General features: G+C 42.9%; 18 protein-coding genes. 2 read left to right on the forward strand and 16 right to left on the reverse strand.

From position 1 onward, the window contains the following. Positions 1–91 precede the first annotated feature (91 nt). The 4 genes from AB4249_RS08140 to matP form a co-directional block, all read right to left on the reverse strand. Entirely contained in the window at positions 92–1,312 is a 1,221-nt protein-coding gene (locus AB4249_RS08140) for a hypothetical protein (protein ID WP_372102789.1), read from the reverse strand. Positions 1,313–1,456: 144 nt separating this feature from the next. After that, a complete protein-coding gene (locus AB4249_RS08145) occupies positions 1,457–1,768 on the reverse strand; it encodes a hypothetical protein (RefSeq protein ID WP_017059671.1) in 312 nt (103 codons plus the stop codon). Between the two features lie 105 nt (positions 1,769–1,873). Further along, positions 1,874–2,182, reverse strand: a complete 309-nt coding sequence (locus AB4249_RS08150) for a DUF3634 family protein (RefSeq protein WP_372102791.1) — start codon at positions 2,180–2,182, stop codon at positions 1,874–1,876. A gap of 23 nt (positions 2,183–2,205) precedes the next feature. Continuing rightward, positions 2,206–2,661, reverse strand: a complete 456-nt coding sequence (matP, locus tag AB4249_RS08155; protein ID WP_010440786.1) for a macrodomain Ter protein MatP — start codon at positions 2,659–2,661, stop codon at positions 2,206–2,208. A 189-nt stretch (positions 2,662–2,850) separates the two neighbouring features. On the opposite strand from matP, the gene AB4249_RS08160 reads away from it, so the two are divergent. Together AB4249_RS08160 and fabA are read left to right on the forward strand one after the other, a co-directional pair. Further along, complete coding sequence (locus AB4249_RS08160; RefSeq protein ID WP_372102792.1) at positions 2,851–4,503, forward strand: AAA family ATPase; 1,653 nt, start codon at positions 2,851–2,853, stop codon at positions 4,501–4,503. Positions 4,504–4,573: 70 nt separating this feature from the next. After that, a complete protein-coding gene (gene fabA / locus AB4249_RS08165) occupies positions 4,574–5,089 on the forward strand; it encodes a bifunctional 3-hydroxydecanoyl-ACP dehydratase/trans-2-decenoyl-ACP isomerase (protein WP_371724605.1) in 516 nt (171 codons plus the stop codon). Between the two features lie 252 nt (positions 5,090–5,341). Here the strand turns inward: fabA and rmf are convergent, their stop codons facing one another. The 12 genes from rmf to prc form a co-directional block, all read right to left on the reverse strand. After that, complete coding sequence (rmf, locus tag AB4249_RS08170) at positions 5,342–5,515, reverse strand: ribosome modulation factor (RefSeq protein WP_017059676.1); 174 nt, start codon at positions 5,513–5,515, stop codon at positions 5,342–5,344. Positions 5,516–5,676: 161 nt separating this feature from the next. Beyond that, the gene (locus AB4249_RS08175; protein ID WP_372102794.1) at positions 5,677–7,386 is read right to left on the reverse strand and encodes a DUF3466 family protein; all 1,710 of its coding nucleotides are present in this window, start codon (positions 7,384–7,386) and stop codon (positions 5,677–5,679) included. 9 nt (positions 7,387–7,395) lie between these two features. Next, entirely contained in the window at positions 7,396–9,312 is a 1,917-nt protein-coding gene (locus AB4249_RS08180; RefSeq protein ID WP_372102796.1) for an ABC transporter ATP-binding protein, read from the reverse strand. Then, complete coding sequence (locus AB4249_RS08185) at positions 9,290–9,550, reverse strand: glutaredoxin family protein (RefSeq protein ID WP_019823251.1); 261 nt, start codon at positions 9,548–9,550, stop codon at positions 9,290–9,292. Before AB4249_RS08185 ends, AB4249_RS08180 begins: the two co-directional genes overlap by 23 nt. A gap of 25 nt (positions 9,551–9,575) precedes the next feature. Then, positions 9,576–11,696 (reverse strand): bifunctional 23S rRNA (guanine(2069)-N(7))-methyltransferase RlmK/23S rRNA (guanine(2445)-N(2))-methyltransferase RlmL, encoded by a 2,121-nt coding sequence (gene rlmKL / locus AB4249_RS08190; RefSeq protein WP_017059679.1) that lies wholly within the window; start codon positions 11,694–11,696, stop codon positions 9,576–9,578. 507 nt (positions 11,697–12,203) lie between these two features. Beyond that, positions 12,204–12,752, reverse strand: a complete 549-nt coding sequence (locus tag AB4249_RS08195) for a cell division protein ZapC (protein ID WP_017063848.1) — start codon at positions 12,750–12,752, stop codon at positions 12,204–12,206. A gap of 206 nt (positions 12,753–12,958) precedes the next feature. Then, complete coding sequence (gene pyrD, locus AB4249_RS08200; protein WP_372102798.1) at positions 12,959–13,969, reverse strand: quinone-dependent dihydroorotate dehydrogenase; 1,011 nt, start codon at positions 13,967–13,969, stop codon at positions 12,959–12,961. Positions 13,970–14,299: 330 nt separating this feature from the next. Next, positions 14,300–19,141, reverse strand: a complete 4,842-nt coding sequence (locus AB4249_RS08205) for an NAD-glutamate dehydrogenase (protein ID WP_372102800.1) — start codon at positions 19,139–19,141, stop codon at positions 14,300–14,302. Between the two features lie 228 nt (positions 19,142–19,369). After that, positions 19,370–19,588 (reverse strand): DUF2835 domain-containing protein, encoded by a 219-nt coding sequence (locus AB4249_RS08210; protein WP_004733645.1) that lies wholly within the window; start codon positions 19,586–19,588, stop codon positions 19,370–19,372. A gap of 219 nt (positions 19,589–19,807) precedes the next feature. Continuing rightward, the gene (gene pepN / locus AB4249_RS08215; RefSeq protein WP_372102802.1) at positions 19,808–22,414 is read right to left on the reverse strand and encodes an aminopeptidase N; all 2,607 of its coding nucleotides are present in this window, start codon (positions 22,412–22,414) and stop codon (positions 19,808–19,810) included. A 218-nt stretch (positions 22,415–22,632) separates the two neighbouring features. Continuing rightward, the gene (locus AB4249_RS08220; protein WP_017630022.1) at positions 22,633–23,316 is read right to left on the reverse strand and encodes a hypothetical protein; all 684 of its coding nucleotides are present in this window, start codon (positions 23,314–23,316) and stop codon (positions 22,633–22,635) included. 322 nt (positions 23,317–23,638) lie between these two features. Continuing rightward, positions 23,639–25,633, reverse strand: a complete 1,995-nt coding sequence (gene prc / locus AB4249_RS08225) for a carboxy terminal-processing peptidase (protein WP_372102804.1) — start codon at positions 25,631–25,633, stop codon at positions 23,639–23,641. Between the last annotated feature and the right edge of the window lie 7 nt (positions 25,634–25,640).

Raw genomic sequence — 25,640 nt, forward strand, 5'->3', positions numbered from 1 at the left:
AATCCTACTGTTTAGCGCCAAAACAAGACATTCACATAAAGTTACAGCGCAACAAAAAAGAGAGCGACATTAATGAGACTCTCTCTTTTTATTACATGTTCACCGTAAGCTTTCCCAGTACTTTATCTTGCATCTGCTCAATCGTCACGATAGACATTTGAACAGTTGAAAACCAATAAGGTCGGTGCTTAACGTTAAATAGTTCACTATTATCTAACGCCTCGAAAACAGAATATTTTCTACCTTGAGCCAAAGCTGCACCATAAACCGTTCGCTCAAGTACTGGAATGTCATTCACTTCCTCTAGAAGTGCCCTCTTGATGAACTGATTTCCAGGGCTCCAATCTATAAATTCAACGAGGTTTTTTAGTAGCTTAAGCTCTAGCTGCTCGACCATTGATTCAAGAAACTGTGTGTTTGGCATCACCTCAGTACAAGCATAATATTCATCATGCTTGTCACTTGCTTCACGATAACCAAGCATCGTTTTTACCAATGCGTCTTCAAACGTTGAAGAAAAGTGGTTACAAATTAAAAACAAAGGCAGAACTCTCAACACACCAAGTAAAATGCCTACGTTAGGATCTTTAACCGACGTTTCTTGAAGTCGAATTCGAGTCGCATTTGACGTCACGACCAAGTGTTGCCAAACCTTAGGTGTGATGTGTTTAATGTTGCCATCATTCCACTTAATCAGCTGTTGACTCATTAACAATGGGAACAATAAACGACAATTTTCTATTCCTATTTGTCGTGCTGCAACTTTTGGATCGAGAATCACCTTAGATTTCTTTCCATATTTATCTGCAAACTCTTGATTGGAAACAAACTCGATTAAACTTGAGCTCAATGGCCTACTTTTCGCGGATATTTCATGGAGTTTGGAAAAGTTTAAAGATGGCGAATACGCAACACTAGCGAACTGATTGTAATCGGGTAAGTCTGAAAACAACGAACTTATTAAGGTACCTTGAAGCTTCTCAAGCATTAGCGCAGAAGCGGCATTGCTGACATCATCGATAACGTATCGTAAGGTTTGTTGCTTCGCGTCGACTTTTTCACGATGAGCATTGACTCTATCCTGCTCGCAGCGCAATAAAATACGTTGATTGTGAGATATGCGGTCAGATTCATCAAATATGACACTATCACAATACCTATTTTCCAAACTTAGTAACGTGTCTACTGTAGATTGTGCGAGCTTATATTCAGGTGAGATTAACCATCGATTAAAGCGAGCTTCAACATTGATTGAGACCTTCCTTGAGATCTCAACTACTTCAGAGGTATAACTTTTATTTGCTAACAACAACCGTGACTTTCCTTTGCCGTAAATGCTCTTGTATCGGCATATCCTGCCTTTATAACAAAACTAATATTAATAGAAATTAGAGATTGGTTCACGAAATTGTTTCAATAAAATTAAGGATATTTAGTTATAGTGCGTTGAGAGTGGCTAGTGTGTGATATGTAGCCGGATATACTTTTCTGGAAAGCTGTATTTGAACCTTTTCTTCGTCGGTAGGTGTTTTTTCGCCTGCTTGCAAACTTTACTATCTCCAGACGTTCTCACCTTTTTGATTCTTGCATAACCTTTAGAGTGCTTCATCTCAATCATCAGATCGCAATAACCCTCGAAATCAACATTACTCTTGTTGAGCCCTTTCATGACGGTGACTTTTATCTTTTTAGCTACAGGATTAACCAATGCATCGTCGGGAAAAGCGACTGGGGATAAAAAACATAATAGTAATACTAGATATCTCATACTGCTCTCTCTTTGTTGAAGGTGAGAACAGTATGCGGAGATTTAAGAGAAATGAAGGATTAACTTAGTATGAGGATTGACCAGCTAACGCGTAACTCTCAACGATTACGCTTTCTTTGAGCCTTTAGACTTAAAACCATTATGCGGGAACACGTTACGAATACGTTGCTGTACGTTTTTAGGAACATCTTTAGTGAACTTGAGATTGTAACCAGAACGTTTTGCATACACTTTTAGCTCGCCTTTAAAGGTGTTGTTATGACCAATCTCTTGAAGGTTGTGCTTAAAGCTCGGTGGAAGATGCCCTTTAACTTGTTCGATCGCCCCGTCGCCAAATTTAATTTTCAATACCGGTCGATCGACTGCTACTAACCAAAAAACTAATACCGCACCGATTAAGATTACGTACATCATAATGTCACCACTACTGTTGATGGTTATTTATCGTCAGAAAGGAGCTTGCTTAAGTCTTCTTTGAGGCTAGTCACCGTCTTGCTGGCCTGCTCACTACGAGACGCTTCGCTAACCAAATACTCGATGGCATCTGAGAGCGTACAACCTAGCTCGTTCGCACGTTGAGATAGCTTTTCCCATACACGGTAATCAAGGTCGATTGATTTCTTCTTTGTATGAACTTGTTCAGCATTGAAGTGGCGTTTTCGCTTAGCTCTGATCGCTTGTTTAAGCTTGTTATCGAGCTCAGGAGACATGTTGTTAGAGATCCACTCAAGAACACCCGTAGGCTGGTGTTCCAGCTTCAATAAGGCTTGAACAGCAACGTCAGCTTCACTTGAATCAATATGGCAAGTAATCGATTCACCTTCTTTCCACTTTTTGACCAGATAGTTCCATTTCCAACCACATTCCAAGTTTTCAAGTTGCTGATATTTCATGTCTAATCTCGAGAGTTAATCCTAGTGACAGCGTAACCCAGAATGGGTTATTTCACAATTATGATCTTGAAAGAATAGACCAAGATCATACTTATATTAGCTTAGTGATTAGTAACTACCACATAGAGCTACAAGCGAGATCGGTTTTTCTATATACTCCCTACCTCATTATCATAATCAGAAACTTAAATGACTCAAGTAGATTGGCGACATGTTACGCCTCAGTACGACGAATATAGCGCTCAATTAGAGCAATTCCCTGACATCTCGCCTTTCCCGTTTTCAGATATTCAACATAGATTCAAAGATGCGCTAACCCGCTTTGTCCGTTTGTCTAACCTTTCGCGTGTTTTACTTGTAAACGCTCCAGACAATTCGATCTATCGTCAAATGATTGTTGAATCTCTAGTCACTGCTTTAGATGATCACACTCTACCGGTTATAAAAACTGAGTCTTTAAATGCTGTCTCTCTGTTTGACCAAGTTCAGTCAAAAGACGGTAAGATTGTAGCGACAAAGCCCGGCCTACTGGCTAGAGCAAACAACGGCTATCTGATCGTTTCAGCAAACTTGATCTTGGCCAACCCAGGAAGCTGGTTACTGCTTAAATCAGCACTGCTTGGTGAAGCCGTAGAACCAATCAGCAGTAATCCAGAGCACTTGAACCAATCCCCGACTTTGCCTTTGACTTACAACATTAAGTTGATTGTTGTTGGAGACAGAGCTCAACTAGGTGACCTTGATTACCTGGACAGCGATATTCAAACCGGCTTTTGCCTATTTAGCGAAATTGAACAAGATATCAAGCTCTCTGAAGAGACTTTGACTCAATATCTTGGTTACCTTAAGTGGCTTCAACAACGCTATGAATTGCCAACCATCACGCAACAAGCGTTGACGGGCATTCTTACTGCCGGAGCAAGAGAAACGGAAGATCAAAGCTATATTCCATTATGCCCTATTTGGCACAATGCATTATTGAACGAAGCTCTGATTGAAGCCGACAATGGTGAGATTGATATTCACCATATCCAACAAGCTCAACAGCACAAATATAACCGCGAATCTTACCTACCAGAACGCGCCCTTGATGATATTCGAGATGGCCAAGTCATTATCGAAACCGAGGGCGAACAAGTTGGTCAAGTTAATGGTCTGACGGTTATCGATGTTCCAGGACACCCGATCTCTTATGGTGAACCTGCACGAATTTCCTGCGTTATTCACTTTGGTGATGGGGATATTGCCGACGTTGAGCGCAAAGCCGAGTTGGGTGGTAATCTTCATGCTAAAGGTATGATGATCATGCAAGCATTTGTGAGCAGCGCACTAAACCTTGAAGATCCGTTGCCATACGCAGCTTCCGTAGTATTTGAGCAGTCTTACTGCGAAGTAGATGGCGATAGTGCTTCTCTTGCGGAGTTGTGTTCTCTGGTTAGTGCTTTGTCTGAATACCCTATCAATCAACAAATTGCGGTTACTGGTGCAGTGGACCAATTTGGTCGTGTACAAGCGGTTGGTGGGCTAAACGAAAAAATCGAAGGCTTCTACCATGTGTGTAAGCACAACGGCTTAACAGGCGAACAAGGTGTGATCCTTCCAAGATCGAACTTAAGGCATCTTGCACTAAAGCCTGACCTTATTGAAAGCATTAAGAATGAAGAATTCCATATTTGGTCTGTGTCTAATGTAGACGAAGCAATTCCTCTCATTATGAACAAGCCATTTAGAGACGATGAACAAGAAAGCGTTCTGAGTAAAATCGCGGAACGTATTGAAAACTTTGAAAGACATGAGCACCCTATTGGAATCGTTGGACGCATTAAAAACTGGTTTGTCTAGTACTGATCGGACTTGTTTAGCGTACACCTGTTCACTAATATGCACCTATCAAAAATCGGAGTAATTGATAATGCAAAACAAACGTGATTCTTACACTCGCGAAGAGCTTCTAGCATCAAGCCAAGGCGAACTATGGCCACAAGGCCCTCAACTACCAGCACCGAACATGCTAATGATGGATCGCATCACTAAGATGTCTGAAACTGAAGGTGATTACGGTAAAGGTTTAGTTCTTGCTGAGCTGGATATTACTCCTGACCTATGGTTCTTCGATTGTCACTTCCCAGGTGACCCTGTAATGCCGGGTTGTCTAGGCCTTGACGCAATGTGGCAGCTTGTTGGCTTCTACCTTGGTTGGGTTGGCGGCAAAGGTAAAGGCCGTGCTCTAGGTGTTGGCGAAGTGAAATTCACTGGTCAAATTCTACCTACTGCGAAAAAAGTAACTTACGAGATCCACATGAAGCGTGTTGTTAACCGTCGTCTAGTTATGGGCCTTGCGGATGGTCGCGTACTTGTTGATGGTAAAGAGATCTACGTTGCTAAAGATTTGAAAGTTGGCCTTTTCCAAGATACGTCAGCATTCTAATCTAATAGTTAGATTTTTAGTAAAGCAGCCCATGGCTGCTTTATTTTCGTTCCAATAAATTTAGTTATAGTGCATTAAAGTATCCCGTATTAAGCTTGAAACAGGATAAATCCACCAGCGATACGCTTATGATAGCGAAACTAGAATGCTACATAGCTCTGGGAGTCTTTGTGTTGTTCTGAAACTAACAAGGCTCCAGCCGTTGTAATCAACAGACAATGGAGCCCTGACCTTGAATTCTTTACGCCCTATCTACTTATAGAGACCTGATTGCTTGTCATCTTTGGCGTCACGCCATCCACCTAACCAATAAGACCGAGAATCCATTTGGCTATATGGGCAAGCTTCTTGCGACCGTCCATTTAAACCAGCCTTGTAGCCTTGAGATTGTGCTCGTTCTAGTCGATCACGCTTTTGTCTCTTCATAGTGCAGTCCTCATACGGGTGTTACATTTACTAACATACAATGATTACAACTTTACGGAGTTTTTGTGACTCCAACTTTAAGAATCGATCAGATTTTCACTTTTCTCAAGGCGAAAAAAAGCCCGAGTTCAGAATTGTGAACTCGGGCTCAAGAGATAAAATTATTTAAATTTTCTGCGGAACCCTAACAGACCAAGCACAGTCAAAGTCAACCAACCTAGGCTACCACCTTGGCGATCGACTTTTTCTGAATCGGCACTACGAGTTTGGATATCAGCTTTAGTAGCACCAACAATTGGAACCAGTTTAACGGCTACCACCTCTTCTACTGCGTTAGACGCAGCGCCACCACAGTATGAGTTGTGAGAAGTTGTGTCATACGGTTGAGTCGTTCCTCCAACTGTACATTTGATAGCAGTAGCAGAGATCACACCAGCATCGTTAATGTCAGTAGCATCAATGATTCGGAACTTGTTGTTATCTCCAGACGCGTTGCCGTCATTTGTTAGATCATCTAACCACCAAGCTTGGCCATTAAAGATGTCTACACGACGCTCATCTTTCGAGGAGTCGACATTGTATGGGTAGATAAAGCCTCTATGTCTACGCTCACTACCATCAACCTCACGAGTGGTTTCTGCATCTATTTGGCCAACAAACTCATTAAAGTTGTTAACTGCTTTAGCTTCACCGCTCGAACCACCAAAGAAGATACCACCAGACAAGTACGTTGCTGTTGGGTTTTTGGCATCGGTTACAACGAAAGGCTTATTACCTGCACTACCACTCTCTGGTACATAACCATTACGCTTAGAATAACCAACAGCGAACAAATTATCGTTGATGTCAGTCGCTACAGAGTTACTGTATCTAGCATCGTCGTTAGACGAGCCTGACTTAACCTCTGCACCGCTAATCTGTGTAGTCGTCCATGTTGCACCAGTAAGATCTAATGAGTCACTCACAAAAACACTGGCGTTCATGTCTTGTAGGTCACCATTACCATCTGCAGTATTATAGCCAACACCGTAAAAACCAGAACCTGATTCAACGATTGAACGCATACTGCCTTGAGCAAAGTAATCACCTTGTTTAGCGTCACCGCTGCGAATCCAATCGATTTCTTTGGTCGTAGTACCGTCCCAGATCGCCGCTTTAGAAGCATAGGCCTTATCTGGTTCTGATGTATCAGTCGGAACAAACTCTTCAGAGACACTACCTACATTGTAAACTTTGCCGTTACTCGCTTTTATCGCACGCCACGCACGAGTTTCCGAAGTACCATCTGGAGCAACGGAGTCGGTGTGAAGCGCATTATTACGGATACCACCTTCAGATTTTACCCCCAAAGGTTCAACTTCTGTCGCAGATTTGGCATACAGTGAGTTAATGACAGTATTTCGACTCGTAAATGTATCACCACCTTCTACAAATGCTTTTGCATTGACGTAAGTTAGGTCGAACCTTTCCTTACTCCAAGTATCATTCCAACGGTTTTGCGCCCAACTCTCACATGTAGAGTATCTTAGCTCTCGATAACAATAGTTTTCGAAATCATCGAACTCTTGGATGTATTGGAACGGAGCGTCCATCGCGAATGGTACTTCTTCACGATAACTTACAGCCTCGACCGTATTGCGAGTTTCACCAGCCAATTTAAAGCTATCACATGCAACTCCGCCAACGGTACCAGTCGTAAAACAACTTTCAGTGTCTGTAACTGTTGCTGGCTGAATCGCTACACCAAAGATTTCAGATGCACCTGTAATCGAAGGCGTTACTTCAACTACTTTGTAAAGTGCAGCGTTGGCATTGGTTGCAGCCAAAACTAGCGCTGCAACTGTTGTTAATTTAAATTTAGTACAAGTCATTATTACTTCTTAACTTTCCTGTTGTAGTGCCTCGAGCTCTTCCCAGCGCTCAAAAGCAACTTCAAGCTCCTGCTCTGCTGCAGATAGCTTATCTAAAACTGGTTGTGTCTGCTCTACAGATTTTGAAAAGAAGCTTGGATCGTTGACTTCTTCCTGAAGAGTTTCAATTTGAGTTTCCAATTCTTCCAAACGCATTGGTAGCGCTTCTAGTTCTCGTTGTAGCTTATACGATAACTTCTTAGGTTTAGCCTTAACTGGCGCAGTTTTGGGAGTTTCCTCAACTACTTTCTCAGGCTTTGATGGCTTTTCAACCTGTCGGTACTCTAATGCTTGCTTTCTTTGCTGCTGAGCATCGTGGTAACCACCAACAAATTCTTCAATAACGCCATTACCCTCAAAGATCCAACTTGTCATCACTGTGTTATCAACAAACTGACGATCGTGACTCACTAAAAGCAGCGTACCCTGATAGTTGGCAAGCAAATCTTCTAAAAGTTCCAAAGTTTCGATATCTAGATCGTTGGTTGGCTCATCGAGAATCAACAAGTTGTTCGACTTAAGGAAAATACGCGCCAATAACAGACGGTTTTTCTCACCACCAGATAGTGCTTTAACAGGAGTGCGAGCACGTTTTGGAGAGAATAAGAAATCTTGTAAGTAGCTTAGAGCATGACGCTCACGGCCACCTACGGTCACTTCTTGCTTACCATCCGCGAGGTTATCAATTACAGACTTCTCAGGGTCTAGAATTTCGCGGTATTGGTCAAAGTAAGCGACTTCAAGCTTAGTACCACAATGCAAACGACCTGAATCAGGCTTAAGCTGGTCAAGAAGCAGCTTAAGTACCGTACTCTTACCACAACCGTTAGGACCAATCAGAGCGATACGATCGCCACGCATGATGTTGAAGCTGAAGTCCTTAACAATTTCTTTGCCTTCAAAGCCAAAGTTAAGATTCTCAGCTTCAAATACAATCTTGCCTGAACGCTGGCCATCGTCGATTTGGATAATCGCTTTGCCCTGCACTTCACGACGGTTCAAACGTTCTTCACGTAGCTTCTTAAGCGCACGAACACGGCCTTCGTTACGAGTACGACGAGCTTTGATGCCCTGACGAATCCAAACTTCCTCTTGAGCAAGCTTCTTATCGAATTCAGCGTTTTGCATTTCTTCAACACGAAGCGCCTCTTCTTTCTCAACAAGGTAATTTTCGTAATCGCCCGGGAAAGAGCTCAATTTACCGCGATCAAGATCGACAATACGTGTTGCCATCGATTTAATGAACGCACGGTCATGCGAGATAAAGATGATTGAACCGCGGAAGTCTTTCAGGAAGCCCTCTAACCATTCAATGGTTGCAACATCCAAGTGGTTAGTCGGTTCGTCGAGTAGAAGCACGTCAGGGTCACATACAAGCGCACGAGCAAGTGCCGCTTTACGTTGCCAACCACCAGACAAATCTGTCAGTTTGGTTTCAGCAGTCAGCTTAAGTGCTGCCAATACGTTACTTACACGATCTTCAAAACGCCATGCATTAGCATGATCCAGTTGTTCTTGAACGCGAGTAAGACGGTTTAGGTTCTTTTCACTTGGGTCAGCGCCGATGAGATCCAGAAGATCATGGTAGATCTTCAATTGTTCGCCGATTTCCGCTAGGCCACCAGCAACGTAATCATAAACGGTGCCTTCTTCATTACGCGGTGGATCTTGTTCTAGACGAGACACAACCACATCTTGCGTGATTTGCATCTTACCGTCGTCCATGATGATGTTTCCAGATAGGATTTTCATCAATGTCGACTTACCAGCGCCATTGCGCCCTACTAAACATACACGTTCGTTTTCTTGCAGCACGAAGTCCGCACGATCTAATAATGGGTGATCACCAAACGCTAATTGCCCATTATGAATTGTAAGTAATGCCATTCTTCTTTAACCAATCATTAAGTTCTAACAAGCCAAATGGCCAGTTAAGCTCTGAGCTTTGAGAAAGGTCAGAGCTTTCAAATTTGAGCACCGGAATAGTGACCCCGTAACGGGAAAAGAGCTCATCATCAAATGCAATGTCAACAACGTTGACGTGATGGCTAATGTTTAACTGTTCCGTGAGTTGGAATGCCATCTCACATAGATGGCACCCTTCTGTACTGTAGAGAGTCAGCACTATATATCCTTATACGATCTCTTAACTACTTATGTGTAATCAACCAGCAGTTATGAATGTGCTTATTGCGAGAGAAGTCCAATGGAAGTGTCTTCGCTGAGATATTCTGAGCCTTAAGACCTAACTCATCTAGAGCTTCCAAGTCCATTTTGAAGTGACGCTTGTTGTTAGAGAACACAATCGTGCCTTCTTCACGAAGAAGACGTTTAAGGTTTTCCATCAGCTGAATGTGATCACGTTGAACATCGAAAGATTGATCCATACGCTTTGAGTTAGAGAACGTAGGTGGATCGATAAAGATCAGATCATAAGAACCCTGCTCTTTAGCTAGCCATTGTAGACAGTCAGCTTGAACAAACTGATGTTGACGACCAACACGACCGTTAAGCTCCATGTTCTCTTTCGCCCACTCTAGGTAGGTATTAGACATATCAACAGTAGTTGTAGAACGAGCACCACCCACAGCAGCATGAACAGATGCACTTCCTGTATAAGCAAACAAGTTTAGGAAATCCTTACCTGCGGCCATCTCACCGATACGACGACGAGTGATCTTATGATCTAGGAACAACCCGGTATCTAGGTAATCATGAAGATTAACAATCAGCTTAACGCCATACTCGTTCACTTCTAAGTTCGATGAGTCTTGAGCCAATTTCTGGTATTGAGAACGGCCTTTCTGTTTCTGACGAACTTTAAGCACAACGTTGTTTGCTTCTACGCCTGTTACTTGAATAGAAGCACGGATGATATCGGTTAAGCGACGTTTTGCCTTCTCTTCCGGTACATCTTTAGGCGCTGCGTATTCTTGAATCACAAGGTGACCTGGGTACACATCAATCGCTACATTGTATTCTGGTAGGTCAGCGTCGTAGATACGGTAGCAATCTAATTGCTCTTTCTTAGCCCACTTGCCAATTTTACCGATGTTCTTTTTAAGACGGTTCGCGAAATCAGGTGCAATCAATTGTTCTTGCTCGCCTGATGGACGCTCTGACATCGGGCGATCTGAAATTGAGTAGTTCTTTTGGTGACACGGTAACGCACCGTTGTTCAACTTGAACTGTTTATCTGCACGCATGCGTAAGCAGCTTAGTAGCTCGTCTGAGCTAGAGAAGATAGATGCGTTACAGCCACCAAATTCAGCTTTGAGCTGTGCACCGAATGCTGTGTAAAGTGCAATAAGACCCGGCTCGGTACCAAGACGTTCACCGTAAGGCGGGTTAGAAACAATCACACCATCAGTAAACTCTGTAGGACGCTTAAGCTTTGCAGCATCGCCTACTTCGAATTCAATCAACTCTTCAACACCGGCACGACGAGCATTGTCACGCGCTGTTTTGATCATACGTTCATCATTGTCGTAGCCATAGAACTTACATTCCACTTTCTTAACACCACGACGACCTTGAACGTTCGCTTCAGCTTTCACTTCAGCCCATAGCTCTGGTTCGAAATCTTCTAGTGATTCAAAACACCACTTCTGACGTTTAACACCTGGAGCCATGTTTGCAGCCATCATCGCCGCTTCAATCACTAACGTACCTGAACCACACATTGGATCTAGGAAAGGCTTAGTTGCGTCCCAACCACTACGAAGAAGAATCGCGGCAGCAAGAGTTTCACGTAGTGGTGCTCGACCTGATTCAGGACGGTAACCACGTTGGTGAAGACCGCTACCTACCATATCAACACCAAGAATCGCTTTATCACGGTGTAAACGAACGTGGATACGAATGTCTGGGTTCTCTTTGCTAATAGAAGGACGAGGTAAAGACTTCTTCTCAAAGCAATCAACAACGGCATCTTTTACTTTCATCGCACCGTATTGGCTATTACGGATTTCGTTGTTCGTACCATTGAAGTCAACAACAAAACGCTTAGAGCTATGGAATTGATTTACCCAGTTAACCGCAGTGGTTGATAGGTACAAATCCATGTCGTCCATACAAGTGAATTCAGAAAGGACACGTACAAATCGAGAAGCCAAACGGCTCCACAAACAACAACGATAAATTTGCTCATTGGTCGCTTTGAATTTAACACCTGCTTGAACAGGTTTTGCGTTTGTAATCCCTAGTTGGGTTAGTTCTTCAACTAATAAATTCTCAAGGCCGTTTGAGGTAACCGCTAGATATTGATTCATAGTGTTCTTTTATTGATAAAAATGAGTTCGATTATACCTGAATTTGTAACTAGAGCATCACACTAAACACGTCTTTTCATTGAATCTTTCGACTAACTGGCTAGCAAATGCACAGTGTTGAAGCGATCGCTTACCCACATCCCCTTAGAACATAAGACCTATCAAACCAACTTCATTTCTGACCACTTATTAACCAAAGTAGCAATGTGAATTTATATTCACCTCAAAATTGGTATATACCAAAGGAGATTTATGGATGAAATTTAGCTACAAAAGACCAAAAACAGGGAATAAAGACGGTAGATTTACTCTTCTGGCGATGAAAACGGGCAGAAATTAAGGTGAAAAAATAGTCGTAAGTTCACTATTTAAATGGTTAAGCCGTGATGTATTTATCAGGATGAGGTTTTTTAGGCACAAAAAAATCGGCTAATGAGCCGATTCTGAGGAAGGTTTATACGTTTGTGTGCTGCGATGCGTGGTTGAAATGATGTGCTAGATTAGAGGTTAACCTACCATCGCTATGTGTGTCTGATGAAGGATAGCGTTCGCGTCTACCATTCTATCGTGCATCACCTTGATTGAGTCTCCAAATCGCAGTCCTTTTGAAGGCGTTAACAGGAACTCTTCTAGGTCAACAAATGCACATAGGCTCGCACACTCTCCCACTTCTAATACAATGAAATACCCTAAGCTATGCTCGTTATTCATTTGTACAATATCCCCTTCTTGAGGATATTCATGGCCAGTACCTTGTGAGTCGAAGAACCAACTCTTAGGCTGTACAGGCTTATGGAAACGCTTTGCTGCCACACAATAGAGTGCTAATTCAGCTTGACGAGGCTCAGACAGTTCTAAGCCAGAAATTTGTTCTTTGAAGGTTTGGTATGAAGATGCGTCATCAACGGTGAATTCATTATCTCGAAACGCGCAGTCCACCAGCTTATTGCGGACCAGATTCGTTTTGAAAATCATATCCTCTCCGAGGTTTAGCATTAATGAACATTGCTGCTCATCGTAATACCAACTCCATGTATCGCTAGGTTTAAGCATCATTTCGTCTCACACTGTTGAACCATTCCATTAGGTAAAACGCAAAATTACCTTCAATTACAGTAATTTTACTGAGCAATAGGCAAAAAAAAAGAGGAAATGAATTCCTCTTTCTTGTCGCTTTTCTCTACAACTCAGTGAGTTACAGTGTCTCTTTTATTAAGACGATGCCAGATTGTCGCTTTTCAGAAATAAAAGCGTCTTGCCGTTTAAAGATTTTTAACGATGTCACCTACAAGGCCTGGACCTTTGTAAATGAAACCAGAGTAAACTTGTACAAGCTTAGCGCCTGCCATCATTTTCTCTTTTGCAGCAACATACGAGTCAACACCACCTACTCCAATGATCGGCAGTTTGTCACCCAGCTCTTCGTGAAGTTTACGAACTACTTCAGTACTACGAGATTGAACAGGACGTCCACTTAGGCCACCCGCTTCATCACAATGTTTCATACCTTCAACGATTGAACGATCCAATGTTGTGTTTGTTGCGATCACACCATCGATCTTATTTTTGATCAATGATTCACAAATTTGGCGAATTTCGTCGTCGCTTAGATCCGGAGCAATCTTAAGAGCAAGAGGAACATATTTACCATGCTTCTCTTCCAGTTCAGATTGTTTCGTTTTCAGTTCAGACAATAGATCGTCTAGAGCTTCGCCGTATTGTAGAGAACGAAGTCCTGGAGTGTTTGGTGAAGAGATGTTCACAGCAATGTAACCAGCGTATTGATATACCTTCTCCATACAGATCAAGTAATCTTCAGCGCCCTTTTCAATTGGTGTGTCTTTATTCTTACCGATGTTGATGCCTAAGATGCCATCGCAGTTCGACTTCTTAACATTCTCAACAAGGTTGTCGACGCCTAGGTTGTTAAAACCCATGCGGTTGATGATACCTTCAGCTTCAACAAGACGGAATAAACGAGGTTTGTCGTTACCCGCTTGCGGACGCGGAGTCACTGTTCCTACTTCTACGAAACCAAAACCCATTGCGCCAAATGCATCAATACATTCGCCGTTTTTATCTAGGCCAGCAGCAAGGCCAACTGGGTTTTTAAAAGTAAGACCCATGCACTCTACAGGTCGGTGAGGTAATTGTTGGCGATACAAAAGATCAATAGGTGTGCCTGTGAAGCGCTTGAAATTTTGAATTGCAAGATCATGTGCCTTTTCGGCATCAAGTTGGAAAAAGCCAGTTCTGGCTAGACGGTAAAGCATTGTGCCTCCGATAGAAAAAAGCCCCGTGTAAACGGGGCGCTATTATTTACTTATTTACCCAACTATTCAATCTATTACTGTCTGTAAGGGTAAGATAATCAAGTTTGCTAACGAATGAGGTTCATTATTAAGCAAACGTTATCGTTTCTTCAAGTTATTAAGCCATTTCTAATCTCAACCTTAGTACAGCCATCAGGTCACTTAACAACAAACAACGTTTGCGTCGAAGTTTGTTCTTCAAAAGTCGTTAGGCCTATTGTTTCCACTTTACCGAAACGAAAAAGGCAGACCTTTTGGCCTGCCCTTATACTTTTTCGTCTTATCTAGTAACTAGTCTTTTGACATGCAGTTTAGATTCAACAGCATCAATTCACGCAGTGCTACTGAGAACTTAGCAAACTCATGAACAGAACCTACTTTGAATTCGTTTAGGATGCTTTCCCAACGATGTAGAGAAACAGAGTTACTTTCCATCCAGTCATCAAGCGCTTTAATCACATCGATATCTGAAGCACAACCACAGTTAAGTACTTGACCAGTTAACTGGCGTTGCTGCCAATCCAGATCTTCTCTGAATGCTGCACGCGCCAGTGCTTGCCAGTTGTTGTCTATAGCTTGGCCATTGATTTGCTTCAAGAACCAGTGCAGTGACAAACGATCGCCTAGGTTGAAGTAAAGCTTAGACGCTTGCTGTACTGTTTTACCTGTTTCACGAGCCACTGTAGATATATCCAGTGCTGAGTACAGGCTAGACAAACGAGCCACTGAATTAGCCAGCTCAGCGTTTACACCTTGGTCAATCCATACTTGAGCCATTGCTTGATGCTCTTCTACTTCTGAAGCCACTAGGTTTTCATCCAGCTTCTCAGTAATTGCGACGACATCACCTTGGTAAAGCTCAATCAATGCATTCACTGACTGTTTACCGGTACGGTTTCTTAGCAACCAGCGTGCTAGACGACGAAGCGTACGACGTACATGGTAAAGCAATTCGTATTGAGCTTCAGAACTTGAGATGTTGTCCAGTTCACGGATGCTCTTCAATACCTTACCCAGGCCGTAGATTTCACGTGATGCCGCGTAAGCATTCGCAATATCAACAATGTTCGCGCCCGTCTCTTCTTGCAAGCGAGTCACGAAGTTACAGCCCATCTCGTTAACCATTTGGTTAGCAAGCGCAGTCGCAATGATCTCTGCACGAAGTGGATGGTTATCCATGTGCTGAGAGTAGTTACGGCGTAACTCTGTTGGGAAGTATTGCATCAGTTGTTGAGCATGGAACTCATCATTCGCAATGTCATCACTCACAAGATCTTCTTTTAGAACCATTTTACCGTAAGCGATCAATACTGATAGCTCTGGTCTTGTTAGTGCTTGGCCCTGCTTCTCACGTTCTAGCAGCGTTTCGTCATCTGGGATGTATTCCAAACCACGGTCTAAGTACCCGGCTTTTTCCATTGTGTGGATAAAGCGGATTTGCTCTTTCACTAAGCCTACACCTTGATGCTCAGTAACAGAGATAGACTCAGCTTGGCAGTAAGCGTCGTCTAGTACGATTTCACCTACTTCATCTTCCATAGATTCAAGAACTTGGTTACGTTGCTTAACGGTAAGATCACCATTAGACACCAAGCCATTCAAGAAGATCTTAATGTTAACTTCGTTATCCGAGCAATCTACACCACCAACGTTATCGACAAAGTCAGTATTAACTCGACCGCCCGTTAGAGCGTATTCAATACGACCCAATTGAGTCATACCCAAGTTACCGCCTTCACCAACAACCTTAGCTTTCAGGTCACGGCCATCGATACGTAGCACGTCATTTGCACGGTCACCCACATCGGTATGAGTCTCACTAGAAGACTTAACGTAAGTACCAATACCGCCGTTCCAAAGTAGATCAACTTTCATAGACAAGATCGCTTTGATCAAGTCGTTTGGTGCCATTGATGCTTTCTTGGTACCCAGCATTTTCTGAATTTCAGGTGTCAAAGAGATAGACTTCGCTCGGCGAGAGAAGATGCCACCACCTTGAGAAATCAGGTCTTTATTGTAATCTTCCCAACTTGAACGAGGCAGATTAAACAGACGGTCACGCTCTACCCAGCTTGATGCTGATTCTGGATTCGGGTCAATGAAGATGTGCATGTGGTTAAACGCAGCTTGCAAGCGAATGTGCTTAGATAGCAGCATACCGTTACCAAATACGTCACCCGCCATATCACCCACACCAATGGCAGTGAAGTCTGTGCTTTGACAGTTAATACCCATTTCGCGGAAGTGACGTTTAACCGATTCCCAGCCACCTTTCGCCGTGATACCCATGGCTTTGTGGTCGTAACCGTTAGAGCCACCCGATGCAAACGCATCACCTAGCCAGAAGTTGTACTCTTCAGCTACTGAGTTCGCTAGATCTGAGAATGTCGCGGTGCCTTTATCGGCTGCAACAACCAAGTATGGGTCATCTTCATCGTGACGAACAACGCTCTTAGGTGGGATAACCTCACCTTCAATGATGTTGTCTGAAACGTCTAGCAATGCACGGATGAAGCGCTTGTAACAACGTTGACCTTCAGCAAAGATCTCGTCTCGGCCAGACATCATGTGTTGACGCTTACAAACGAAACCACCTTTAGCACCAACCGGTACGATAACCGTGTTCTTAACTTGTTGCGCTTTAACTAGGCCTAGAATCTCAGTACGGAAGTCCTCTTGACGGTCTGACCAACGTAAACCACCGCGTGCTACTTTACCGCCACGTAAATGCACACCTTCAATGTCTGGTGCGTAAACGAAGATCTCAAACGCAGGAACCGGCGCAGGGATATCTGGAATCTCGCTTGGTCTCATTTTCAGAGCCAACCAAGGTTTAGACTGCTTATTCTCGTCTACTTGGTAGTAGTTAGTACGAAGCGTTGCAGTGATCATTTCCATGTAGCGACGAATGATACGATCATCATCCAAGCTTTCTACATGATCCAACTGTTCAGTGATCTTCTTAATAAGATCTTGTTGGCCTTTTACGCTGCCCTTCAGTTTCGGGTTAAAACGCTTGCCGAATAGGCTCACTAGCCCTTTCGCTAATTCTGGGTAATGAGACAATGTGTCTTCAATGTATTGTTGGCTGAATGGGAAACCAACTTGACGCATGTAACGAGCATAAGCACGTAAGATTGAGATTTCACGGCCAGAAAGACCAGCGCCAAGTACTAAGCGGTTGAAACCATCGCTGTCTAACTCACCCGCCCAGATTGCCGCAAAGGCTTGTTGGAAAAGATCGCGAGCTTCACGAAGATCAATGGTCTTATCGCTCTTGTGCAGCATAGAGAAATCAAGGATCCAATAGGTCACACCGTTGGTTTTACGCACTTCATATGGAGATTCACCGATAACGCGTAGGCCAAAGTTTTCAAGCATTGGCATAACATCAGAAAGGTGAATTGGCTCATCGCTGTGGTAGAACAACTTCAAACGAACGGCTTTTGAATCTGCCGCTTCTTCTTGAGGACGGTAGAAAAGCATACCCAGTTTGTTGTCTTCACTTAGCGCTTCTAAACGTTCAATGTCGGCAACAGCAGAACCTGGCATCATGTCTTCTTTGTACGAACGTGGGAATGCACGCATGTACTCTTTCGACAATGGAAGACCTTTGCTTTCACCGAAGTTTGCAATGATAGATTCAGACAGACGGTCATCCCACGTAGACGATACTTCCATTAAATTTTGCTCAATTGTTTTCACGTCCACATCCATGTTGTTGTTATCAACACGAACAATATAGTGCGTTCTTGCTAGCGGACTTTCAGAGAAGTACGTTGTAAATTCAACCTCTTCTTCACAACCAAAGTACTGTTTCAAGATGCGCTGTGTTTGGCGACGAAGCTCAGTGTTGTAACGATCTTTTGTTACGTAAACCATGCAGCTAAAGAAACGACCAAACGGGTCTTTGCGAACAAACAAACGCAGGAGATCGCGATCTTGCATTTGTACTACGCCCGTACCGACTTCTAGTAGCTCTTCTTCTCGAGCTTGCAGCAGTTCATCACGTGGGTAGTTTTCAAGAATGTTGTGCAGCGCTTTGTAAGAGTATGAACCTTCACGGTAACCACTCGCATCCAAAATACGTTCTACTTTCTCGCGAACAAGAGGAATCGTTTCAACGGTTTGGTTATAAACGGCAGATGTGTAAAGACCAGTAAAGCGGTGCTCACCAATGACCTTACCGTTCTTATCGAACTTCTTAATACCAATGTAATCGTTGTAAGCTGGGCGGTGAATGCGTGAAGCCGTGTTGCCCTTGGTTACGATAAGCACATAAGGCTTTTTCGCTTCAAGACGTGCCGAATCAGAAAACTCAGATAGCTTAACGTTACGTACACGATCTGAGTTCGCAAACAAACCAAGACCTTGCTCCTTGGTCGGTTGCAGTTCAGTGTCGCCGTTAACTGAAACTAGGTCATATTCCTTATAACCCATGAATGTAAAGTTGTGTTGGCCTAACCAACGAAGAAACGCCAACGTTTCATCAAAGCGCTGGCCGTCTACTGGAATGCTCTCTTTTTGCTGTTCAACTTGATTGGTCACTTCTTCAAGTCTTTCAACCATCTTCAACCAATCGTTCACGACTAAGCTAGTGTCGGTAAAGATATCCAGCAACTCCGTTTTAAGTGCTGTCATTTCAGCTTTACTACTCAGACGGTCAACTTCGATATGGAAAAGCGATTGGAATGCACCTTCGTTATTGCTTACACCGACAACACTGCCCTTATCTGAGCGAGAGATTTGTGTTGGGTTATGAAGCATAAGGTGAGAAGAAAGGTCTAGGCGAGTCAATGCCATTTTTACGGAATCAACAAGGAATGGACTGTCTGGAACGACTATCTCAACGATAGTATGAGTAGACTGCCAACCTTGACGACTTACCGTCGGGTTGAATACGCGTACAGAGATTTCGTCGGCTTTCTTTTCATTGATGTGATGCCATAAGCTAACTACAGCACCATATAAATCGGATTCGTTTCTCTGAGTTAGATCGTCGTGAGAAACGTTACTAAACAAGTGTTGAGCAAGTTGAGTTACGAGAGGTCGATGAGCAAGGTCAAGTTTGTCTTGAATCAGCTTGTAAACTTTTTCAAGTAAAACTGGAACCACAGTTTCACGTGCGGTCATAGTCACACTCCACAATTAGAATTATATTTTATTATTAGGGGGATCACTTAATCTGGTGTTTGAAACGTGCCGTTGAGCGCTTTTCTACTAACGAGTTAAGCAAAGGTAATGCATTCATTTATTGTAAAAGCATTATTGAAAAATAGTTAATTGTTTTGGAGGTGGTAAGAGCTGAAATGTTTGATTATGTGATTAAGATTCCTTTTAACTCACTAGGCACGCCAAGGTTTACAGAGCTTCTAACTTAATAAACTTATTTTTTTGGTCAGTTGTCAGCCTAAACTGCCCTCTAACCCCTATTTGTGTAAGAAATGGTCTGAACCGAGTTGCAGGTAACTGTAAGCGTAAACCTGTTGTTGTTATCACTTGAACTTTACTTGCGGCGCCAGAATAGCTGGCCAAAAACTGCTGATATGAGATGTTAAGTTGGAAAATATAGCGATTCATACGATACCTGTATAAATATACAGTGCCAGTGTTTTTTGGCACTTTTAGATGTCTGACGGTGAAACTGAACTTGAAGCTGCTCTAGCTTATCGAAAATTCGATGAACCAGAAACAAAAAATCAGTGGCAGATATTCTCTACCACTGATGACCTTTCATTATAGCAAACAGTTTATTAGTAAACCGCTTATTAGCAAACAGTTACCTGAATGCGCGCTGACTTAAGCCTCTAGTGCTTTCGTCACTTTCTCAAACAAATCTTTTGCTAGGTTGTCCATGTTCTTTAACGTCTCTAGTTCTTTTTTGATCAGAGCTTGGCGTTCATCATCGTACTTACGGAACTTAAGTAGCGGGTCAATCAGACGTGAAGCCACTTGCGGGTTGCTGCTGTTCAGTTCACGTAAGATCTCGCCTGCAAATGCATAGCCTTGACCAGACTTGTCGTGGAATTGAACCGGGTTCATGTTTAAGAATGAACCGACCAAGTTACGGGTACGGTTCGGGTTCTTCAAACTGAACGCCTGGTGCGACATCGACGCTTTGATCACTTCAAGTGCGTTTGAACTTGGGTTTGTACCTTGCAATGCAAACCACTTATCCATAACAAGACCATCGTGTTTCCACTTGTCACTGTAATCCACCATCAAGGTTTCACGACATGGTAGTTGTGCACTGTTTGCCGCGCCCATTGCTGCCATCGTATCTGTCATGTTATTCGCTTGTTGATACATCGCAACAACCAAGTCATTACCCTGCCCAGTATGAGCTAAGTAACTTAAGCAAACTTTACGTAGAGTACGCTTACCAATCGAATCGTGATCGACCGTGTATTCTGTTAGTGCGTGGCTGTGATAAACCGCCGCTAACTCGTCTTCAAGTTCTGCAGCTAGTGTGACTTTCATTGAGTTAAGAACCGATGCGACCGCATCAATATCAACGCGCTCGTACCAACCCGATACTTCATTGTGGCTTGGTAGAGAAAGCATTTCTGCAATAAACGCAGGCTCTAGTGAATCACTCAGCAGTACGCCACGGAATGCATCAACAACAGAATCAGAAAGCTCAAACGCTTGACCCTGCTGAACTTTCTCCACGTTACTGCGGATGTACTTCGCTAATAGCATTTGACCCGCATCCCAACGAGAGAATTCATTGCGAGCATTCACCATCAAGAAGATCAGTTCTTCATCTGAGTAGTCATATTCCAATTTCACTGGCGCAGAAAATTCACGAAGTAATGATGGGATCGGTTGCTCAGAAACGTTTTCAAACACGAACGTTTGCTCTGCTTCTTTCACATCTAATACATTATGAACTGGCTTACCGTTACATTGTAACTCAACAACTTCACCCGCAGCTGTGTACAGCTCGATATCAAGAGGAATATGCAGAGCCTGCTTTTCCGTTTGCTCATGAGTTGGCGCTGTTACTTGGCGAGTTGTTAACGTGTACTGTTTCTTCTCTGCGTCGTACTTACTTTCAACAGACAGCGTCGGCGTACCAGACTGGCTGTACCATAAGCGGAACTGAGATAAGTCAACGCCCGACGCATCTTCCATTGCCGCGACGAAGTCTTCACATGTTGCAGCCGTACCATCGTGACGTTCGAAGTAAAGCGTCATGCCTTTTTGGAAACCGTCTTCACCCAACAATGTGTGGATCATTCGGATCACTTCACTGCCCTTTTCGTACACAGTCAATGTGTAGAAGTTATTCATTTCTATCACTTTTTCTGGACGAATTGGGTGAGACATCGGACTTGCGTCTTCAGCGAATTGTGGCCCGCGAATAATACGAACATTGTTGATTCGGTTTACTGCGCGAGAGCCAAGATCAGATGAGAACTCTTGGTCGCGGAATACGGTTAAGCCTTCTTTCAAGCTCAGCTGGAACCAATCGCGACAAGTCACTCGGTTACCGGTCCAGTTATGGAAATATTCATGGCCGATTACTGCTTCAATACCTAGGTAATCTGTATCCGTTGCAGTTTGGTCGTTTGCTAGAACGAACTTCGAATTGAATACGTTCAAGCCTTTGTTTTCCATCGCACCCATGTTGAAGAAATCAACGGCTACGATCATGTAGATGTCTAAGTCATACTCAAGATTGAAACGTTCTTCATCCCACTTCATTGAATTAATCAAAGAAACCATCGCATGGTTTGCGCGATCGAGGTTGCCTTTGTCGACAAATATTTCTAGGTCAACATTACGACCTGATTGTGTGGTGTATGCGTCACGAAGTACATCGAAGTCACCCGCAACTAAAGCAAACAAGTACGCTGGTTTTGGATGTGGGTCTTGCCATTTCACCCAGTGACGACCATTTTCAGCTTCGCCTTCATCTACACGGTTACCATTACTTAATAAGAATGGGTTTTCGGCTTTATCTGCAATTACCGTTGTAGTGAATTTCGCCAACACATCTGGGCGATCCATGTAGTAAGTGATACGGCGGAAACCTTCAGCTTCACATTGAGTACAGAACGCGCCACCCGACTTGTACAAGCCTTCAAGTGCACTGTTCCCTTCAGGGTTAACTTCGGTAACGATGGTTAGAGTAAATTCTTTTGGAAGGTCATTCAGCGTAAGTTGAGTTTCAGACTGCTCGTACTGAGTCCATTCGTTGCCTTCAACCAAAACAGAAACCAACTTCAAGCCTTCACCATCAAGTACTAATGTCGTGCTGTCTTTCTCCTGCTTAACACTAGAAACAGCCGTAACAATGGATGCTGAGTCGTACAAATCGAAAGTAAGATCGATTTCAGAAATCGTGTGAGATGGTGATTGATAATCTTTACGATACTTGGCTTGAGGTGTATGTGCCATGACGGGTTCCTTTTGATCGTTATACGTAATTATTTTTTAACTGTATATATCTAAAGGTTGAGCGCCAATAAAACAAGGGGAATATTAAAAAAAGGAGGCATTGTAAGAAAATGCCTCCATGTTTTGCTATTTTATCAATCAAATCAGACAGGAACGCCTAAGAAATGAACTGTGCACAATATTATCAACGAGTACGCCGTTACTGCTAAAACTCACGATTATCGAATGCGATTGAGTACCGCAAACATATCTCCCTCTTCACCTTGCAGCGTTAACACATCGCTGTTCAGTGTATATCGAGTGCCGTGTTCACCGTTCTCATAAAGTAACACTAGTTGATCGCCTTCTGTGTAATACACACCGCGACGAATGACTTCTCCGCCTTCTTCATCGGACACTCGGAACATGAAGATAAAATCTGGTTGAAGCACTAAATCCATTTTTTGAATGTTGCTGGCACGCAAATCGCTTCCAGACAGTTCGGCGCTTGACCATATTCCAGCTAGGGCGTTAGGCAAGGCTTTGGTGAACATAACACCGTTAAGATTCAGCATATTATGATTACTACTGTACGCGTAAACCTGAGGCTCAGAAGTATTCAAACCCAAAATAATCGTGTCTTCATTGGCGTTATACAAACCTTCCCAATGATCCACACTGTAGTCTTTCTTTTGGATATCGATAGTGAATGAGTAATTTGAATCGAGAGTAAGTTTGATTGCTCTAAAGTTTTCAGTACCTTGCTCAGGATCTGGATTCATCAAATACCAATCACCAAGCAACAGAGGAAGGTCAAAATGAGATAGATTACTATCACTTTTTGATTGTTGGCTGCTAGAAGCGACCTCGCTCCCAAAAGCCACAAAACTTAAACAAGATAAAAATAGTAGAATCCATTTCATAAGCGTCCCCTCGTTTTCTTTAAGCTTAGGCACGTAATGAATAGAAAGCGAAAAAATATGATCTAAGTCACTAAATTTTAAGTGCGAAGTAACTTAAATGTCATTATCACTCGAAAAAAAATACTTAAGTTTAGTTATTTTTACAGTGTACTTCACAGCCGAAAATCAAATAACAGTGGTTCTGCAGCAAGTTAAAAAGCGAGGAAGCATGCCGTTAACATGACATTATTCGAGGCAAGAACACAGGTACAAAAAAAGCGAGCCTAAGCTCGCTTTTCAAATAGTACGTCTTTAAACAATCACCTTATAACAGGTATTTTGTTTATTTCTTGATCATATCCAGCATGATAGCAACTGATTCATCAAGATAAGCATCCGGGGTTTCGTAGTCTTTTGGAATATCATCCAACGTTTTAAATGCCTCTAACTTAGCGGCTTTTTGACGTTGATTGATACGATCTAGACGAAGCGCATCCGCATCATCGCTCTCTTGCTGACGTACCTTTTCATTCAAAGAAAGGTCGTTATCGTCTTTATCTGCCTTATATTTTTCAATATCTTGCGCGATAAAGCCAAATTCCATGTCTGTCGCAATACGAGCTTGGTGTTGAGCTGTTAAAGCAGCAATTTGCTCATCGTTACGCTGTAACACTGAGTAGTTTGCTTTATCAATGCTGTCCCAAGGTAGAGCATTGTCTTCAACACTTTCACCAGTATCTGCCGGGTCTATTGGCGTTGGGTAAGCAATATCAGGTACTACACCTTTGTTTTGCGTACTGCCACCATTGATTCGGTAGAATTTCTGGATTGTGTATTGAACGTAGCCCAACTCTTTATCGAACAAATCATAGATATGATTCAAAGAACGATGTTGTTGTACCGTACCTTTACCGAAAGAGTTTTCACCTAGGATGATTGCACGACCGTAATCCTGCATCGCTGCTGCAAAGATCTCAGATGCCGAAGCACTGTAGCGATTCACCAATACCGTTAACGGACCTTGGTAACTGATTTCACCATCAGTATCGCTGTTCACTTTGACACGACCGTAGCTATCACGAACCTGAACAACAGGCCCCTCTTTGATAAATAAACCAGAGAGTTCGGTTGCTTCCGTTAGTGCACCACCGCCATTGTTTCGCAGATCAACAATAATACCTTCAACACCTTGCTCTTTAAGCTCGGTGATCAGTTTATCGGTATCTTTAGAAAGACCAACATAGAAACTAGGTACTTCGAGTACACCAATCTTCTTGCCATCTTTCTCGATAACTTCTGATTTAACAGCGCGGTCTTCTAAACGAATCTTATCGCGTACAATTGTGACAACGTGACTTTTTGCATCTTTACCGTCTGGCAAGATCTGTAGCTTAACTTTAGTCCCTTTCGGTCCTTTAATTAATTGCACTACATCGTCTAAACGCCAGCCGATAACATCAACAATCTCTTCGCCATCTTGACCAACGCCAACAATACGGTCGCCATCGCTCAATTGTTTGCTATTTGAAGCAGGGCCACCAGCCACTAAAGAACGAATAACGGTGTAGTCGTCTGTCATCTGAAGTACAGCGCCAATACCTTCTAGAGATAGATTCATCTCAGATTGGAATTGTTCTGCATTTCTTGGAGAAAGGTAACTGGTGTGCGGATCAACTTCACGCGCGAATGCGTTCATGTAGATTTGGAAAGCATCTTCGTTGTGCGATTGCGTAATACGCTTCATCGCATTGTTGTAACGCTTTTCCAAAACTTCTTGAATCTCTGGCCACTCTTTACCAGTAAGTTTTAGATTCAACGCATCGTATTTAACGCGTTTTCTCCAAAGCTCATTCACTTCAGCGATATCTTTTGGCCATTCCGCTTCACTACGATTGAGCTCAATACTTTCATCGGTATCAAACTTAATCTCTGTATCTAGCAAAGACAATGCATATTGAAAACGTTCAAAACGCTTCTGCATAGACAAATTATAAACATCGAATGCAATCTGGTTATTGCCTGCTTTCAGTTGATCATCAATTTGTGTAGATGACGCAGCGAAAGATTCAATATCAGCTTGAGTGAAGATATTACGATTATAATCCAGCATCTCTAAGTAACGATTAAAGATAGCTTGAGAGAAATCATCGTTGAGATTGAAGTGTTTATAGTGAGAACGAGTAAATCGAGAAGTAACACGTTTACTAGCAGTTTCGTGTTGGACCTCAGGAGCGAGTAGAGGTAAATCGTCCTGATCTAATTTGGCTTCAAGAGCCTGAGCTGAAGCTGCTAGCCAAAAGCTAGCAGCAATCAGTGTCAATTTTGAACGGCATTTCATGCGTAGG

Origin of the sequence: Vibrio sp. 10N.261.55.F4 (genome assembly GCF_041470465.1) — a bacterium.
Classification (GTDB): domain Bacteria; phylum Pseudomonadota; class Gammaproteobacteria; order Enterobacterales; family Vibrionaceae; genus Vibrio; species Vibrio crassostreae_C.

Coding starts and splice junctions, on each gene's coding strand:
- AB4249_RS08150 (WP_372102791.1), bottom strand. CDS start 2,182: ATGATGTACGTAATCTTAATCGGTGCGGTATTAGTTTTTTGGTTAGTA.
- AB4249_RS08220 (WP_017630022.1), bottom strand. CDS start 23,316: ATGAAATGGATTCTACTATTTTTATCTTGTTTAAGTTTTGTGGCTTTT.
- AB4249_RS08175 (WP_372102794.1), bottom strand. CDS start 7,386: ATGACTTGTACTAAATTTAAATTAACAACAGTTGCAGCGCTAGTTTTG.
- pyrD (WP_372102798.1), bottom strand. CDS start 13,969: ATGCTTTACCGTCTAGCCAGAACTGGCTTTTTCCAACTTGATGCCGAA.
- rmf (WP_017059676.1), bottom strand. CDS start 5,515: ATGAAGAGACAAAAGCGTGATCGACTAGAACGAGCACAATCTCAAGGC.
- rlmKL (WP_017059679.1), bottom strand. CDS start 11,696: ATGAATCAATATCTAGCGGTTACCTCAAACGGCCTTGAGAATTTATTA.
- AB4249_RS08205 (WP_372102800.1), bottom strand. CDS start 19,141: ATGACCGCACGTGAAACTGTGGTTCCAGTTTTACTTGAAAAAGTTTAC.
- pepN (WP_372102802.1), bottom strand. CDS start 22,414: ATGGCACATACACCTCAAGCCAAGTATCGTAAAGATTATCAATCACCA.
- AB4249_RS08145 (WP_017059671.1), bottom strand. CDS start 1,768: ATGAGATATCTAGTATTACTATTATGTTTTTTATCCCCAGTCGCTTTT.
- AB4249_RS08210 (WP_004733645.1), bottom strand. CDS start 19,588: ATGAATCGCTATATTTTCCAACTTAACATCTCATATCAGCAGTTTTTG.
- fabA (WP_371724605.1), top strand. CDS start 4,574: ATGCAAAACAAACGTGATTCTTACACTCGCGAAGAGCTTCTAGCATCA.
- AB4249_RS08160 (WP_372102792.1), top strand. CDS start 2,851: ATGACTCAAGTAGATTGGCGACATGTTACGCCTCAGTACGACGAATAT.
- AB4249_RS08195 (WP_017063848.1), bottom strand. CDS start 12,752: ATGATGCTTAAACCTAGCGATACATGGAGTTGGTATTACGATGAGCAG.
- AB4249_RS08180 (WP_372102796.1), bottom strand. CDS start 9,312: ATGGCATTACTTACAATTCATAATGGGCAATTAGCGTTTGGTGATCAC.
- matP (WP_010440786.1), bottom strand. CDS start 2,661: ATGAAATATCAGCAACTTGAAAACTTGGAATGTGGTTGGAAATGGAAC.
- prc (WP_372102804.1), bottom strand. CDS start 25,633: ATGAAATGCCGTTCAAAATTGACACTGATTGCTGCTAGCTTTTGGCTA.